General features: G+C 61.2%; 14 protein-coding genes. 3 read left to right on the plus strand and 11 right to left on the minus strand.

The genetic code is table 11. The annotated features are described in order from the left end of the window. Positions 1-92: 92 nt before the first annotated feature. From ABE456_RS16730 to grpE, 8 genes are all read right to left on the minus strand, one after another. Positions 93-533, minus strand: a complete 441-nt coding sequence (locus ABE456_RS16730) for an MFS transporter (RefSeq protein ID WP_346644901.1) — start codon at positions 531-533, stop codon at positions 93-95. Further along, positions 511-993, minus strand: coding sequence for a transcription elongation factor GreA (greA, locus tag ABE456_RS16735; protein ID WP_011532131.1), 483 nt, complete (start codon positions 991-993; stop codon positions 511-513). Before greA ends, ABE456_RS16730 begins: the two co-directional genes overlap by 23 nt. Beyond that, on the minus strand, positions 990-4,211 hold the full coding sequence (carB, locus tag ABE456_RS16740; RefSeq protein WP_346644902.1) for a carbamoyl-phosphate synthase large subunit: 3,222 nt from the start codon (positions 4,209-4,211) through the stop codon (positions 990-992). The genes greA and carB overlap by 4 nt, the downstream gene beginning before the upstream one ends. 105 nt (positions 4,212-4,316) lie before the next feature. Continuing rightward, positions 4,317-5,453: a glutamine-hydrolyzing carbamoyl-phosphate synthase small subunit gene (gene carA / locus ABE456_RS16745; protein ID WP_346644903.1), complete on the minus strand. Its 1,137-nt coding sequence runs from the start codon at positions 5,451-5,453 to the stop codon at positions 4,317-4,319. Between the two features lie 327 nt (positions 5,454-5,780). Then, entirely contained in the window at positions 5,781-6,584 is an 804-nt protein-coding gene (gene dapB, locus ABE456_RS16750) for a 4-hydroxy-tetrahydrodipicolinate reductase (protein WP_346644904.1), read from the minus strand. Positions 6,585-6,597: 13 nt separating this feature from the next. Further along, positions 6,598-7,722 carry a molecular chaperone DnaJ gene (dnaJ, locus tag ABE456_RS16755; protein ID WP_346644905.1) on the minus strand — a complete coding sequence of 375 codons (1,125 nt, stop codon included), beginning with the start codon at positions 7,720-7,722 and terminating at the stop codon, positions 6,598-6,600. Positions 7,723-7,920: 198 nt separating this feature from the next. Continuing rightward, positions 7,921-9,846, minus strand: a complete 1,926-nt coding sequence (gene dnaK, locus ABE456_RS16760) for a molecular chaperone DnaK (RefSeq protein ID WP_346644906.1) — start codon at positions 9,844-9,846, stop codon at positions 7,921-7,923. 101 nt (positions 9,847-9,947) lie between these two features. Beyond that, positions 9,948-10,505, minus strand: coding sequence for a nucleotide exchange factor GrpE (grpE, locus tag ABE456_RS16765; RefSeq protein WP_346644907.1), 558 nt, complete (start codon positions 10,503-10,505; stop codon positions 9,948-9,950). A 191-nt stretch (positions 10,506-10,696) separates the two neighbouring features. Between grpE and recN the strand changes: the two genes are divergently transcribed. After that, a complete protein-coding gene (gene recN, locus ABE456_RS16770; RefSeq protein ID WP_346644908.1) occupies positions 10,697-12,370 on the plus strand; it encodes a DNA repair protein RecN in 1,674 nt (557 codons plus the stop codon). A gap of 114 nt (positions 12,371-12,484) precedes the next feature. On the opposite strand, the gene fur is transcribed toward recN, so the two are convergent. Next, positions 12,485-12,889, minus strand: a complete 405-nt coding sequence (fur, locus tag ABE456_RS16775; RefSeq protein WP_275636900.1) for a ferric iron uptake transcriptional regulator — start codon at positions 12,887-12,889, stop codon at positions 12,485-12,487. A gap of 97 nt (positions 12,890-12,986) precedes the next feature. On the opposite strand from fur, the gene bamE reads away from it, so the two are divergent. Then, positions 12,987-13,523: an outer membrane protein assembly factor BamE gene (gene bamE / locus ABE456_RS16780; RefSeq protein WP_346644909.1), complete on the plus strand. Its 537-nt coding sequence runs from the start codon at positions 12,987-12,989 to the stop codon at positions 13,521-13,523. Positions 13,524-13,584: 61 nt separating this feature from the next. Here the strand turns inward: bamE and ABE456_RS16785 are convergent, their stop codons facing one another. Then, complete coding sequence (locus ABE456_RS16785; protein ID WP_346644910.1) at positions 13,585-14,019, minus strand: type II toxin-antitoxin system RatA family toxin; 435 nt, start codon at positions 14,017-14,019, stop codon at positions 13,585-13,587. A gap of 163 nt (positions 14,020-14,182) precedes the next feature. On the opposite strand from ABE456_RS16785, the gene smpB reads away from it, so the two are divergent. Beyond that, a complete protein-coding gene (gene smpB, locus ABE456_RS16790) occupies positions 14,183-14,665 on the plus strand; it encodes an SsrA-binding protein SmpB (protein ID WP_012274261.1) in 483 nt (160 codons plus the stop codon). A gap of 122 nt (positions 14,666-14,787) precedes the next feature. On the opposite strand, the gene ABE456_RS16795 is transcribed toward smpB, so the two are convergent. Next, on the minus strand, positions 14,788-15,555 hold the full coding sequence (locus ABE456_RS16795; protein ID WP_346644911.1) for an FCD domain-containing protein: 768 nt from the start codon (positions 15,553-15,555) through the stop codon (positions 14,788-14,790). Positions 15,556-15,595 lie beyond the last annotated feature (40 nt).

Below are 15,595 nucleotides of genomic sequence, written 5' to 3' on the forward strand. Positions count from 1 at the left end.
GGCAATATCTGTAGTTAAGCTGATATCTGGGGGCTGCTTCGCAGCCCATCGCGACACAAGGCCGCTCCTACAAGGGGCCGCGGCAGTCTGGGCTAGCGCCGGGCCTTGACCGGCACCGGCTGGGCCACCAGCACGATGCCGGAAAAGCCCAACACCAGGAAGCAGAACATCTGCCAGCGCTCGCCCACGGAAATACCGTAGCGCAAGGTGTAATACCCCACGCAGGCACCGAAGCCGAGCAACAGCATCTGGCCCCGGAACTGCCGCCACCAGGCCGTCAGGCCGTCCACCCTCGCCAGCACTGCCAGCTGGGTCAACAAACCAAGCAACGCCACGCCGATCAACCAGCGGTCGATCTGCCCGGCGATATCCTGCACCAGCAGCGGCGCCAGGCCACTGACCTTGAGCGCAGGCACCAGCCCCACGTGAAACACCCACAAGCCACCGACCCAGAAAACCTGGGCCAGCTGCCAGAGGATCCCCTCGAGGGATGGCGCCCGCAGGCGCCGGTCAGATGTGTTTGACTTCGACAATCTCGTACTCGACCGTACCGCTTGGCGTCTTCACCACCACGGTGTCACCTTCTTCCTTGCCAATGATGGCACGGGCGATCGGTGCTCCGCTCGAAAGCTTGCCCTGTTTCACGTCAGCTTCATCTTCGCCGACGATCTGGTAGGTCACTTCCTCATCGGTTTCGGTGTTGGCCAGCACCACGGTGGTGCCGAAAATCACCTTGCCGGTGTGGGCGATGGTGGTGACGTCGATCACCACCGAGTTCTGCAGACGGCCTTCGATATCGCGGATACGCGCCTCGACCATGCCCTGCTCCTCACGGGCGGCATGGTATTCGGCGTTTTCCTTGAGGTCACCCAGCTCACGCGCTTCACCGATCGCCTGGCTCAGGCGTGGGCGCTCGGTCTTGCTCAGGAACAGGTGCTCCTCTTCCAGGGCGCGGGCGCCCTGGACGGTCATCGGGTACTTGGTAATGCTCATGCTTTGAGTCCTGCATGCAGATCTTGCAAGCGACGAACGGTCTTTTCAGGACCAAACTTCAGCGCTTCGCAGATGGCTTCACCGGCCGCAATGGTAGTGGTGCAGTAAATCTTGTGCTGCAGCGCATTGCGACGAATCGAGTAGGAATCAGCGATCGACTGGCGGCCTTCGGTGGTGTTGATGATCAGCGACACTTCGTCGTTCTTGATCATGTCGACCACGTGTGGGCGACCTTCGGTCACTTTGTTCACACGGCGCACTTTCAGGCCAGCCGCTTCGATAACCTTGGCGGTGCCGGCAGTAGCAACCACTTCGAAGCCCAAGGCGATCAGGTCGCGAGCAACGCCAGCCACTTGTGGCTTGTCATCGTCACGCACGCTGATGAACGCGGTACCGCCGGTCGGCAGCACTTCGCTGGCACCCATCTGGGCCTTGGCGAAGGCTTCACCGAAGCTGTCACCGACACCCATGACCTCACCGGTCGATTTCATCTCAGGGCCGAGGATCGGGTCAACCCCTGGGAACTTGGCGAACGGGAAGACGGCTTCCTTGACGCTGTAGAAGTTCGGGATGATTTCCTGGGTGAAGCCCAGCTCTTTCAGAGTTTTGCCAGCCATGACGCGGGCCGCGATCATTGCCAGGGAAGTGCCGATGCACTTGGACACGAACGGCACGGTACGCGAAGCACGCGGGTTGACTTCGATCACGTAGATCTTGTCGCCTTGCAGGGCCAGCTGCACGTTCATCAGGCCGACCACGCCCAGCTCCAGGGCCATTTTCTTGACCTGAACGCGGACTTCGTCCTGCACTTCCTTGCTCAGCGAGTAAGGTGGCAGCGAGCACGCCGAGTCACCGGAGTGAACGCCGGCCTGCTCAATGTGCTGCATGATGGCGCCGATGACCACGTCGGTACCGTCGCACACCGCATCCACGTCCATTTCGATGGCGCAGTTGAGGAAGTGGTCGAGCAGCACCGGGCTGTCGTTGGAAACCTGTACCGCTTCACGCAGGTAGCGCTTGAGCTCGTCCAGCTCGTAGACGATTTCCATGGCACGGCCGCCCAGTACATAGGACGGGCGCACGACCAGCGGGTAACCGATGCCGCCAGCAGCGCGGATGGCTTCTTCTTCGCTGCGCACAGTAGCGTTTGGCGGCTGCAGCAGGTTCAGGCGCTGAACCATCTGCTGGAAGCGCTCACGGTCTTCGGCACGGTCGATGGCGTCCGGGCTGGTACCGATGATCGGTACGCCGGCCTCTTCCAGGGCGCGAGCCAGTTTCAGCGGGGTCTGGCCGCCGTAGTGCACGATGACGCCTTTCGGCTTCTCGACGCGGCACACTTCCAGCACGTCTTCCAGGGTCAGCGGCTCGAAGTACAGGCGGTCGGAGGTGTCGTAGTCGGTGGAGACGGTTTCCGGGTTGCAGTTGACCATGATGGTCTCGTAACCGTCTTCACGCAGTGCCAGGGCGGCGTGTACGCAGCAGTAGTCGAACTCAATACCTTGGCCGATACGGTTCGGGCCACCACCCAGGATCATGATCTTGTCGCGGGTGGACGGGTTGGCCTCGCACTCTTCCTCGTAGGTGGAGTACAGGTAGGCAGTGTCGGTGGCGAACTCGGCAGCGCAGGTGTCGACGCGCTTGTACACCGGGAACACTTCCAGCTTGTGGCGGTGACGGCGCAGGTTCTTGTCGGTGATGCCCAGCAGCTTGGCCAGGCGCTGGTCCGAGAAGCCCTTGCGCTTGAGGCGCAGCATGTAGTCCTTGTCGATCGCCGACAGGGCCAGGGTCTTGACCTTCTCTTCTTCCTTGATCAGGTCTTCCATCTGCACCAGGAACCACATGTCGATGCCGGTCAGATTGAAGATTTCTTCGCAGGTCATGCCCGAACGCATGGCGTCGGCGACGTACCAGATACGCTCGGCGCCCGGTACGGTCAGCTCACGCTTGAGGATGCTGGCGGCTTCCGGGCTGGCCAGGTCGACTTTCGGGTCGAGGCCGCAGGCACCCACTTCCAGGCCGCGCAGGGCCTTCTGCAGGGATTCCTGGAAGGTACGGCCGATGGCCATGACTTCACCCACGGATTTCATCTGGGTGGTCAGGCGGGCGTCGGCTTTCGGGAATTTCTCGAAGGCGAAGCGCGGCAGCTTGGTAACCACGTAGTCGATCGACGGCTCGAAGGACGCCGGGGTGCGGCCGCCGGTGATGTCGTTCTGCAGTTCGTCGAGGGTGTAACCAATGGCCAGCTTGGCGGCGATCTTGGCGATCGGGAAGCCGGTAGCCTTGGAAGCCAGGGCAGACGAACGCGAAACGCGCGGGTTCATCTCGATCACGACCATGCGACCGGTGTTCGGGCAGATACCGAACTGCACGTTGGAACCGCCGGTTTCCACACCGATTTCACGCAGCACCGCCAGCGAGGCGTTGCGCATGATCTGGTATTCCTTGTCGGTCAGGGTCTGCGCCGGAGCAACGGTGATCGAGTCACCAGTGTGCACGCCCATCGGGTCGAAGTTTTCGATCGAGCAGACGATGATGCAGTTGTCCTTTTTGTCGCGGACCACTTCCATCTCGTACTCTTTCCAGCCGATCAGCGATTCGTCGATCAGCAGCTCTTTGGTCGGCGACAGGTCCAGACCACGGGTGCAGATTTCTTCGAATTCTTCACGGTTGTAGGCAATACCGCCGCCAGTGCCGCCCATGGTGAAGGACGGGCGAATGATGCATGGGAAGCCGAGCTTCTCGAGGACCGCGTTGGCCTCCTCCATGCTGTGGGCGATACCGGAGCGTGGGCACTCCAGGCCGATGTCTTTCATGGCCTTGTCGAAGCGCGAACGGTCTTCGGCCTTGTCGATGGTGTCGGCGTTGGCACCGATCATCTCTACGCCGAACTTTTCCAGAACGCCGTGGCGCTCCAGGTCCAGTGCGCAGTTCAGTGCAGTTTGGCCACCCATGGTCGGCAGGACAGCGTCCGGGCGCTCTTTTTCGATGATCTTGGCCACCGACTGCCACTTGATCGGCTCGATGTAGGTGGCGTCGGCCATGGCCGGGTCGGTCATGATGGTGGCTGGGTTGGAGTTCACCAGGATGACGCGGAAACCTTCCTCGCGCAGGGCTTTACAGGCCTGGGCGCCGGAGTAGTCGAATTCGCAGGCCTGGCCGATCACGATCGGGCCAGCGCCGAGAATCAGGATGCTTTTGATGTCTGTACGTTTTGGCATGGTTGTCACTCAAATCCGGGGTCAGTCGGCAAGCCGCTTTGAACAATCTGGGTCAGGCGCTGCCGGGCGCGGCATGTGCCGGCCCGGGGCCTTGAAGCAGGATGCTCAGCGGCGCTTGGCCATGGCATCGGTGAAACGATCGAACAGTGGCGCGACGTCGGTCGGGCCTGGGCTCGCTTCAGGGTGGCCCTGGAAGCTGAACGCGCACTTGTCGGTACGCTCGATACCCTGCAGGGTGCCGTCGAACAGCGACTTGTGGATGGCGCGGACGTTGCCCGGCAGGGTGGCTTCGTCAACGGCAAAGCCGTGGTTCTGGCTGGTGATCATGACCACGCCGGTGTCCAGGTCCTGGACTGGGTGGTTGGCACCGTGGTGGCCGTGGCCCATTTTCACGGTCTTGGCGCCGGAAGCCAGGGCCAGCAGTTGGTGGCCGAGGCAGATGCCGAATACCGGAATCTCGGTTTCGAGGATTTCCTTGATCGCCTGGATGGCGTAGTCGCAAGGCTCGGGGTCACCAGGGCCGTTGGACAGGAACACGCCGTCCGGGTTGAGTGCCAGCACTTCGCTGGCCGGGGTCTGGGCCGGCACCACGGTCACGCGGCAGCCACGGGCTACCAGCATGCGCAGGATGTTCAGCTTGACGCCGTAGTCGAAGGCAACCACGTGGTACGGCAGGTCGGCGGCTTCGATGGTCGGGTGGCTGTCGGTTTTCAGCTCCCACACGCTGGAACGCCACTCGTAGCGTTCCTTGGTGGAAACGACCTTGGCCAGGTCCATGCCCTTCAGGCCCGGGAAACCGCGGGCAGCAGCGATGGCGGCTTCTTCGCTGATGTTGTCACCGGCGAGGATGCAACCGTTCTGGGCGCCCTTTTCACGCAGGATACGGGTCAGGCGACGGGTGTCGATGCCGGCGATGGCAACGACGTTGTTGGCCTTGAGGTACTCAGGCAGCGACTGGGTGTTACGCCAGTTGCTGGCCAGCAGCGGCAGGTCACGGATGACCAGGCCAGCGGACCAGACACGGTTCGACTCGGCATCTTCCGGGGTGGTACCGGTGTTGCCGATGTGCGGGTAGGTCAGGGTAACGATTTGCTGCGCGTAGGAAGGGTCTGTAAGGATTTCCTGGTAGCCGGTCATAGCGGTGTTGAATACCACCTCACCAACGGTCTGACCGTCGGCACCGATAGCTTCACCGCGGAAAATACTGCCGTCGGCAAGGGCGAGTATGGCTGGCTTTGTCAAGAAGACCTCCCGTAAATCAAGCATGAAAGGGCGATCGCAGGTTGCAAAAAAGCGGAGTGACGTATGGACACGTCACCCCGCTTTCATGTGCTGAATTCAATTCGCTGCGCGCTTTTAGTGGACACACTAAAGCTGTAGCTTACAGAAAAGTGCCTTTTCGGTCTACCGCAGATGTGTCTCTAAAACACATCAATGCGACAGACTGACATCTGCGCTGGCTTCCTCGCGGGCTCGCCCGCCCCCACAGGAGCCTCACATGCCCCGAGACCGGTGCGATACCTGTGGGAGCGGGCAAGCCCGCGAAGAAGCCAACACCGCTCTCACGGCTTAACGCAGTTCGAGCACATCCTGCATGTCGTACAGACCAGGCTCACGCCCATCCAGCCACAGCGCCGCACGCACGGCGCCCTTGGCGAAGGTCATGCGGCTGGAGGCCTTGTGAGTGATTTCCAGGCGCTCGCCTTCAGCAGCGAACAATACGGTGTGATCGCCCACCACATCACCGGCACGCACAGTTGCGAACCCGATGGTCTTGCGATCTCGCGCACCGGTTTGCCCTTCGCGGCCATACACGGCCACTTCCTGGAGGTCTCGGCCCAGCGCATTGGCAACCACTTCACCCATGCGCAGCGCAGTACCCGACGGCGCATCGACCTTGTGCCGGTGGTGCGCTTCGATGATCTCGATATCGACATCATCGCCCAACACCCGCGCAGCCATGTCCAGCAGCTTGAGGCTCAGGTTGACGCCAACACTGAAGTTGGCGGCAAACACGATTGGAATGTCCTTGCCCGCCTCGGCCAGTAACTGCTTTTCCTCGACGGTGAAACCGGTGGTGCCGATAACCATTGCCTTGCCGTGCTTGCGACAAAACGCCAGGTTCTTGAGGGTCACGGACGGGTGGGTAAAGTCGATCAACACATCGAACTCGTCAGCCACCTTGGCCAAGTCGTCGGACAGCAGCACGCCAATACGACCCAGGGCCGCCAGCTCACCTGCATCCGCACCGACCAGCGAGCTGTCCGGGCGATCGACCGCCGCCGTCAGCCCGGCACCCGGCTGTTGCTGCACAGCTTCGATAAGGGTCTTGCCCATCCGCCCTGCCGCGCCCATCACTGCAATACGTCGCATAGCCTTTTCCTTGTCAGAGATCGCCGAAGAAGCGCTTCACGCCATCGAACCAGCCACTGGCCTTGGGCGAGTGGGAGCTGTCGCCTTCCAGCGAACTGCGCAGCTCTTCGAGTAACTCGCGCTGGCGGCGGCTGAGGTTGACCGGGGTTTCCACCGCCACACGGCACAGCAGGTCACCCGCACCACCACCACGCACCGGCGCCACACCTTTGCCACGCAAGCGGAACTGCTTGCCGGTCTGGGTGCCTTCCGGAATTTTCAGCTTCACGCGACCATCAAGGGTCGGCACTTCCAGCTCGCCACCCAGGGCGGCATCGGTGTAGCTGATTGGTACTTCGCAGGACAGGTGCTTGCCATCGCGCTGGAAGATCTCGTGCTCACGCACATTGATCACCACGTACAGGTCGCCAGTCGGGCCACCATGGGTCCCGGCTTCGCCCTCGCCCGACAGGCGGATGCGGTCGCCGGTATCGACACCGGCCGGCACCTTGACCGACAGCGTCTTGTATTCTTCGACACGGCCTTCGCCATGGCAGGAGTTGCAAGGGTCGGTGATGATCTTGCCCTGGCCATGGCAGCGTGGGCAGGTCTGCTGCACCGAGAAGAAGCCTTGCTGCATGCGCACCTGGCCGATACCACCGCAGGTCGGGCAGGTCGACGGGGTAGAACCCTTCTTGGCGCCAGAGCCGTCGCAAGGCTGGCAGTTGACCAGGGTGGGCACGCGGATGCTGACCGTGGTGCCACGCACCGCTTCTTCCAGGTTCAGTTCCAGGGTGTAGCGCAAATCACTGCCACGCTGGGCACCGCCACGTCCGCCGCCGCGGCCACCACCAAAGAAGTCACTGAACACATCACCGAAGATGTCGGAGAAGTTGGCGCCGCCGAAGCCAGCACCACCGCCACCCATGCTCGGATCGACGCCGGCATGACCATACTGGTCGAACGCCGCGCGCTTGCTCGCGTCAGACAGCACTTCGTAGGCCTCGTTGGCCTCCTTGAACTTGTCTTCCGACTCTTTGTCGCCAGGGTTGCGGTCCGGGTGGAACTTCATCGCCAGGCGGCGGTAAGCCTTTTTGAGGTCTGCTTCGCTGGCGCCGCGCTCGACACCCAGTACCTCATAATAATCACGCTTGGACATAGGTCATTTGCACCTTGTTGGGCGTCTGGCATCTGCGCCACGCCATCAACACCTGCCTTTTGCCCACCAAGGGTCGCTGACAGATGCTGTAAAAATTCTCGAATTCCAGATACGCCAACGCGGGAGCAAGCCCCCGCGCGGCGACATCCTACCAGCTCACCGCCAAACGGCGGTGAACTGGCCGACAACATGCAGGGATTACTGCTTGTTGTTGTCTTTCACTTCTTCGAACTCGGCGTCAACCACGTCATCGTGCTTGGCTTCCGGCTCGGCCTGCTGCGCGCCACCCTGAGGCTGTTCGGCCGACTGCTCGGCGTACATCTTCTGGGCAACCGGGGCAGAGACCTTGGACAGCTCTTCGACCTTGGCGTCGATCGCGGCCTTGTCGTCGCCTTTGACAGCGGCTTCCAAAGCAACAACGGCGGCCTCGATGGCGGTTTTTTCTTCGGCGGTAACCTTGTCACCTGCGTCAACGACCATCTTGCGAGTCGAGTGAACCAGCGCGTCACCCTGGTTACGGGCAGCAGCCAGCTCTTCGAACTTGCGGTCTTCCTCGGCGTTGGCCTCGGCGTCACGCACCATGCGCTCGATTTCTTCGTCCGACAGGCCGGAGTTGGCCTTGATCACGATCGACTGCGACTTGCCAGTGGCCTTGTCTTTGGCGCTGACGTGCAGGATGCCGTTGGCGTCGATGTCGAAGGTTACTTCGATCTGTGGCACACCACGTGGCGCTGGCGGAATGTCAGCCAGGTCGAACTTGCCCAGCGACTTGTTCTGTGCAGCCTGCTTACGCTCACCCTGCAGCACGTGAATGGTCACGGCGCCCTGGTTGTCGTCGGCAGTCGAGAACACCTGCGACTTCTTGGTCGGGATGGTGGTGTTCTTTTCGATCAGCGCGGTCATCACGCCACCCATGGTTTCGATACCCAGGGTCAGCGGGCTGACGTCCAGCAGCAGTACGTCTTTGACATCACCGGCCAGAACGGCACCCTGGATAGCAGCACCCATGGCCACGGCTTCGTCCGGGTTGACGTCCTTGCGCGCTTCTTTACCGAAGAAGTCGGCAACGGTTTTCTGAACCAGCGGCATACGGGTCTGGCCACCGACCAGGATCACGTCGTCGATCTTGCTGGCGTCGATGCCGGCATCTTTCAGGGCGATGCGGCAAGGCTCGATGGTGCGCTGCACCAGCTCTTCAACCAGCGACTCCAGCTTGGCGCGGGAGATTTTCACGTTCAGGTGCTTAGGACCGGTAGCGTCTGCAGTGATGTACGGCAGGTTGACATCGGTCGACTGAGCGGACGACAGCTCGATCTTGGCTTTTTCAGCGGCTTCTTTCAGACGCTGCATGGCCAGAGGATCGCCCTTCAGGTTCATGCCGGTTTCTTTCTTGAACTCTTCGACCAGGTAGTCGATCAGCAGCATGTCGAAGTCTTCGCCACCCAGGAAGGTGTCGCCGTTGGTAGCCAGTACTTCGAACTGGTGCTCGCCGTCGACTTCGGCAATTTCGATGACCGACACGTCAAAGGTACCGCCACCCAGGTCATAAACGATGACAGTGTGGTCGCCCTTGGCCTTGTCCATGCCGTAGGCCAGCGCAGCAGCGGTCGGTTCGTTGATGATGCGTTTTACGTCCAGGCCAGCGATGCGACCGGCGTCCTTGGTAGCCTGGCGCTGGCTGTCGTTGAAGTACGCCGGTACGGTGATGACCGCTTCGGTAACCGGCTCGCCGAGGTAGTCTTCGGCGGTTTTCTTCATTTTTTTCAGGACTTCGGCGCTGATTTGCGGCGGAGCCATTTTCTGGCCGTTGACTTCGACCCAGGCGTCACCGTTGTCGGCCTTGGCGATCTTGTACGGAACCAGCTGGATGTCTTTCTGTACGACCTGCTCTTCGAAGCGGCGGCCGATCAGGCGCTTCACCGCGAACAGGGTGTTGTGCGGGTTGGTGACGGCCTGGCGCTTGGCCGACTGGCCAACCAGGATTTCGCCGTCGTTGGCGTAGGCCACGATCGAAGGGGTAGTACGCGCACCTTCGGCGTTTTCGATGACCTTGACGTTACCGTTTTCCAGAATGGAGACGCACGAGTTGGTGGTCCCCAGGTCGATACCGATGATTTTGCCCATGTTAACTCTCCCGAAACTTGAATTTGGTAGCAGCGACTACTTTGGCCAACTGCGGTAATACTTGAAGGCTTGACACCTAGATGGGGGTGCCCCGACGGATTTCAAGCCTTTTCATTAATCGAGGGTTGCGCCGCACTCGGCGCCTTGCTGACCACCACCATGGCGGGGCGCAGCAGACGGCCGTTCAGCAGGTAACCCTTCTGGAATACGTTCAGCACGCTGTTCGGTTCTACCTCAGCGTTCTCCTGCATGGCCATGGCCTGGTGGTGCTCAGGGTTGAACGGCTGGCCGTGCGGGTCGACGGCTTCAAGGTTGTAGCGCTTGAGGGTGTCCTGGAACATCTTCAGGGTCAGCTCTACGCCTTCGCGGATCTGCTTGACGTGCTGGTCTTCGGCGCTGGAGTGCGCCAGGGCCAGTTCCAGGCTGTCGATCACCGGCAGCAGGTCGCTGGAGAACTTCTCCAGGGCGAACTTGTGGGCTTTCTCGACATCCTGCTCGGCACGACGGCGCACGTTCTGCACGTCGGCAACGGCGCGCAGCGCCTGGTCCTTGGCAGCGGCCAGCTGTTCCTCGAGTTCCAGAACACGGGCGTCAGCAGCATTGCCTGCACCGGCTTCTTCAACGTTAAGGTCTTTTTCGTTCAGCTGTTCGTCAGCCATGGGGTCTCTCCTGCGCAATTTTGTGGACTGCGAGCCAGGCTCGCCTTGGATGTCGGCTATATGGGGCCGGAAAAACCAGCTTCAAGGGGCAAGGTGGTTTTCCAGACTGCAACAGAATCTGCCAAGGGGCATTGGCAGGCCTGAAAAAAGTACTGTATAAATAACCAGACATGACTTTCGGGAGCCGCCCCATGCTGGTGCACCTGTCCATTCACAACTACGCCATCGTCGAGCACCTCGACCTCGAAATCGCCCGCGGCATGTCCGTCATCACTGGTGAGACCGGTGCCGGCAAATCGATCATGCTCGACGCCCTCGGCCTGGCCCTGGGCGACCGGGCTGACAGTGGCGTGGTGCGTCCAGGCACCGACAAGGCAGACATCCTTGCCACCTTCGACCTGGTGGACATCCCCGAAGCGCATGCCTGGCTGGCCGAACGCGACCTGGACAACGATGGCCTGTGCCTCCTGCGCCGGGTGATCACCGCCGAAGGCCGCAGCCGCGGCTACATCAACGGCACGCCCTGCCCGCTTGGCGACCTCAAGGCGCTGGGCGAACTGCTGATCGATATCCACAGCCAGCACGAGCACCAGTCGCTACTCAAGACCGACACCCACCGCCGCCTGCTCGACGAATATGCCGGCGCCGTCGACCTGGCTCGCCAGGTACAGCTTGCAGCCAAACGCTGGAACCAGACCCGCCTGGAGCTGGAGCGCCTGTCCAACTCCGGCGACGAGCAGCGCGCCCGCCACCAATTGCTCAGCTATCAGCTGGAAGAACTGGACAACCTCGGCCTGGGCGAACACGAGCTGGAGCAGCTGGAACAGGAACACAAGAACCTGACCAGTGCCGAAGCGCTGTTCGGCATCTGCCGCCAGGTCATCGACCAGTGCAGCGAGAGCGATTCGGGCAATGTGCTCAGCGCCCTCACGTCCAGCCTCAACCGGCTGGGCGCCGCCACCAACTCACCCAAGGCCCTGGGCGAAGCGGCCAACCTGATCGCCAGCGCACAGATCCAGGTCGAAGAAGCCATGGGCGAGCTCAACCGCTTCCTCGACAATTTCGACGCCGACCCGATGCGCCTGCAGGCGCTGGAAGAACGCCTCGACACTATCTATACGCTGGCACGCAAACACCGCGTGCACCCGACCGAACTGCCCCACCTGCAGCAGCAGTTGATGGAAGAGCTGGAAGGCCTGAACGCTAGCGACGAATCGATCGAGAGGCTGGGCGAAGAGCTTGCCGCCTTCGCCCTGCACTATAAAGAAAAAGCCCGTGAACTCAGCGCCCTGCGCCAGCAAGCGGCGCATCAACTGGCGAGCGCTGTAGAGCAGGAAATCCAGCGCCTGGGCATGCCTGGCGGGCGCTTCTGCATCGAACTGACGCCCAACCAGGGCGCAGACCTGTCGCCGCATGGCCTGGAGCAGATCGAACTGCTGGTCAGCGCCAACCCTGGCCAACCGCTCAAGGGCCTAGCGAAGGTGGCTTCGGGCGGCGAACTGTCGCGAATCAGCCTGGCGATCCAGGTGATTACCGCACAGACCTCGCGCATCCCCACCCTGGTGTTCGACGAAGTCGACGTGGGCATCGGCGGGCCTACTGCCGAAATCGTCGGCCAACTGCTGCGCCGCCTGGGCGAGCGCGGCCAGGTACTGACCGTAACCCACCTGCCGCAAGTGGCTGCGCAAGGGCACCATCACCTGTTCGTGCACAAAGTGCGTAACAGCGACACCACCCACACCGCCGTGGCCAGCCTGGGCAAGCGTGAGCGGGTCGAGGAAGTGGCACGCATGCTCGGCGGCATCGACCTGACCAAGGAATCCCTGGCGCATGCGCGCAAGATGGTGGTAAGCGGCAAGGCCTGATCCCCAGTTTTTCAGGCCCATTCGCGGGCACAGACAACACCACCCTCAGCCCCCCCCAGAAATCACAAAGGCGACCCGAAGGTCGCCTTTGCTATTCATAACGATAAAAAATCGTTACTTCTTCTTACGCACGTACAGGACCAGATTGTGGTCCACCAGCTCGTAGCCATGCTCGGCCACGATTTCGCGCTGACGCCTTTCGATTTCGGCATCCATGAACTCGATGACTTCACTGGTATCCACGTTGACCATATGGTCGTGGTGACCGCCATCGGCCAGTTCGAACACCGCGTGGCCGCCATCAAAGTTGTGGCGAACCACCAGACCCGCAGCCTCGAACTGGGTCAGTACGCGATAGACGGTGGCCAGGCCAACGTCCTCTCCAGCTTCCATCAGCGCCTTGTAGACATCCTCGGCACTCATGTGACGCTGCTCGGTGGAGTCGAGCATCTGAAGGATCTTGACTCGAGGCAGGGTCACCTTGAGGCCGGCTTTGCGCAATTCGCTATTTTCAACCATGGTCAGCTTTCTCGCCGATGCTGCTTCGCAGCTTCTCTTAATACGGGTATGATCGGGGTTTACGTTGTCCAGCCAAGATAGTGGAAGTCGCCCACCGATGCAAAACACCAAGCTCTTGCTAAACAGCCTCGCCCTCGCGGGACTGCTCGCACTCGCCGGTTGCTCGTTTCCCGGGGTTTACAAAATCGACATCCAGCAGGGCAATGTCGTTACGCAAGACATGATAGACCAATTGCGCCCCGGAATGACCCGACGGCAAGTAAGGTTTATCATGGGCAACCCGCTGATTCAGGACACCTTCAACACCAATCGTTGGGATTACCTGTACAGCCTGCAGCCTGGTGGCGGCAAACGCCAACAAGAACGCATGAGCATTTTCTTCAATGAAAGTGATCAACTGGTTAGCCTGTCGGGCGACTTCATGCCAGGTGTCAGCCGCGACCAGGAAATCCTCGGCGGCAGCAGCGACACCACCGTAAGCCCGGCCACCGAACCAGGCCAGACCGAGCAGCCGGCCGCGCAACCAGAGGAAAAACCGGCCAAGCCTGGTTCGACCGAAGAGTCCATCCAGCGCGAGATCGACACCATCGAGACCACCCCGGTCCCGACTCCAGCACCGCTGGAAACCCGGTAATCGGCAAGCAGATACAAAAAAGCCCGGACATGGTCCGGGCTTTTTTTTGCCGCTTTATCGGTCACACATGCAGTTGCTTGGCGCGCTGGCAGAAGGCATCGACCAGTGTATTGGCCGCCTGGTTGAACAGCGGCCCCAACGTTGCGCGCACAATTGGCCCGGCATAGTCGAAGGACAGGTCCAGGCTGATCTTGCAGGCCTTTTCACCTAGCGGCTTGAACACCCATACACCATGCAGCTGAGTGAACGGCCCTTCTTCGAGGTTCATCTCGATGGACTGCCCAGGCACTAGCACGTTGCGCGTAACGAATTGCTGGCTCATGCCGCCCTTGGCCACTTCGAGCTTGGCGCGCATGTGCGTTTCGCTGGCTTCGATCACCGTCGAGGCCGAGCACCAAGGCAGAAACTCAGGGTAACTGGCCACATCGTTGACCAGATCGTAGAGCGCCTGGGCGGGGTATGGCAGCAGGGCGGAGCGTTGAATATGGGTAGTCATCCAGGCGTCACTTCCAAGGCTGGGTGGCGGCGCTTCGCAGCGTGCCGAAAACAGGTTCTGTCAGCAAGACAGGGGCTGTATTGTCCGGTATTCATTGCAGTGGCTCAAGCACACCGAAATCCCATAGCGGACGACGCGCCGAGTTGCCTATAATGCCGCCCCTATGGCTAAACAAAAGAAACATCCGACCGGGACCATCGCGCAGAACAAAAAGGCGCGACACGATTACTTCATCGAACACAAGTTCGAGGCCGGGCTGGTCCTGTCCGGCTGGGAAGTAAAAAGCCTGCGAGCCGGCAAGGCGCACCTTACCGACAGCTACGTGCTGCTCAAGGACGGTGAAGCCTGGCTGTTCGGCAGCCACATCACTCCGCTGACCACGGCCAGCACCCACGTCATCGCCGACCCCATCCGCACCCGCAAGCTGCTGCTGAACAAGCGCGAGCTCGAGCGCCTGGAAGCGGCCGTGGCGCAAAAGGGCTACACCTGCGTGGCCCTGGCGCTGTACTGGAGCAAGCACCTGATCAAGTGCGAAATCGCGCTGGGCAAGGGCAAGAAGGAATTCGACAAGCGCGACACCATGCGCGAGCGCGATTCCAACCGCGAGCTGCAGCGGGCCGTGCGGAACAAGGGCAAGGAAGACTAGATCTTCTTTAGCCTGTTCTGGCCTCTTCGCGGGCTCGCCCACTCCCACAGGACTGCACCTGCTTCAGGCCTGGCGCATATCCTGTGGGAGCGGGCGTACCCGCGAAGAATCCAGCACCGATCTTAGCGCCCGTTGCGCCGCTCTGCCCGCGCCACCCGCTGCGCTTCTTCGTGCGCCTCTTCCAGCACCTCCTGCACATACAGAATGTGCCGGCTGGATACCTCCCGCGCATCTTCCGCCCTGCCCTCGACAATCGCCAGGTACAGTTCCCGGTGCTGGCTGATCAGCATGTCCCGGGTCTCGCTGCGCTGCTGATACATGCCCCCGATGTTGGTCACCACGTTGCGCTTGAGCAGGTCGAACAAACCCCGAATGGTGTGCAGCAACACGGCATTGTGGCTAGCCTCGGCAATCGCCAGATGGAAGCGCGCATCGGCCGCGCCCTCTTCTGCCCGGGTCACTTCATCAACTCTGGAATAGCAGTCTTGCAGCGCATCGAACGCCGCCTTCAGCCGCGCGCGGTCCGGCTCGGTGGCGCGCTGGGCGGCATAGTAGGCACAGGACGCCTCCAGGGTATGGCGGAATTCGAGCAGGTCTCGCTGCGCCTCGGCACTGTGCTCGAGCAACTGCAACAACGGGTCGCTGAAAGTTGAACCCAGCGACTCGGCGACAAAATTACCCCCGCCCTGACGGCTGACCAGCAGCCCCTTGGCCACCAGCTTCTGGATCGCCTCACGCAGTGACGGGCGGGACACGCCAAACTGCTCGGCAAGAACGCGCTCGGCCGGCAGCCGCTGGCCCGAGGTCAGCGTGCCTTCCAGAATCATCGCTTCCAACCGATCGACAATGTCATCGGACAGGCGCCGTTGGCGGACCTGATCAAAAACCATCACATGCTCTCCACAAACCCCCGGCAAATTTCAGGGGGCG

It is taken from the genome of Pseudomonas sp. TWI929 (genome assembly GCF_039673335.1).
Lineage (GTDB): Bacteria > Pseudomonadota > Gammaproteobacteria > Pseudomonadales > Pseudomonadaceae > Aquipseudomonas.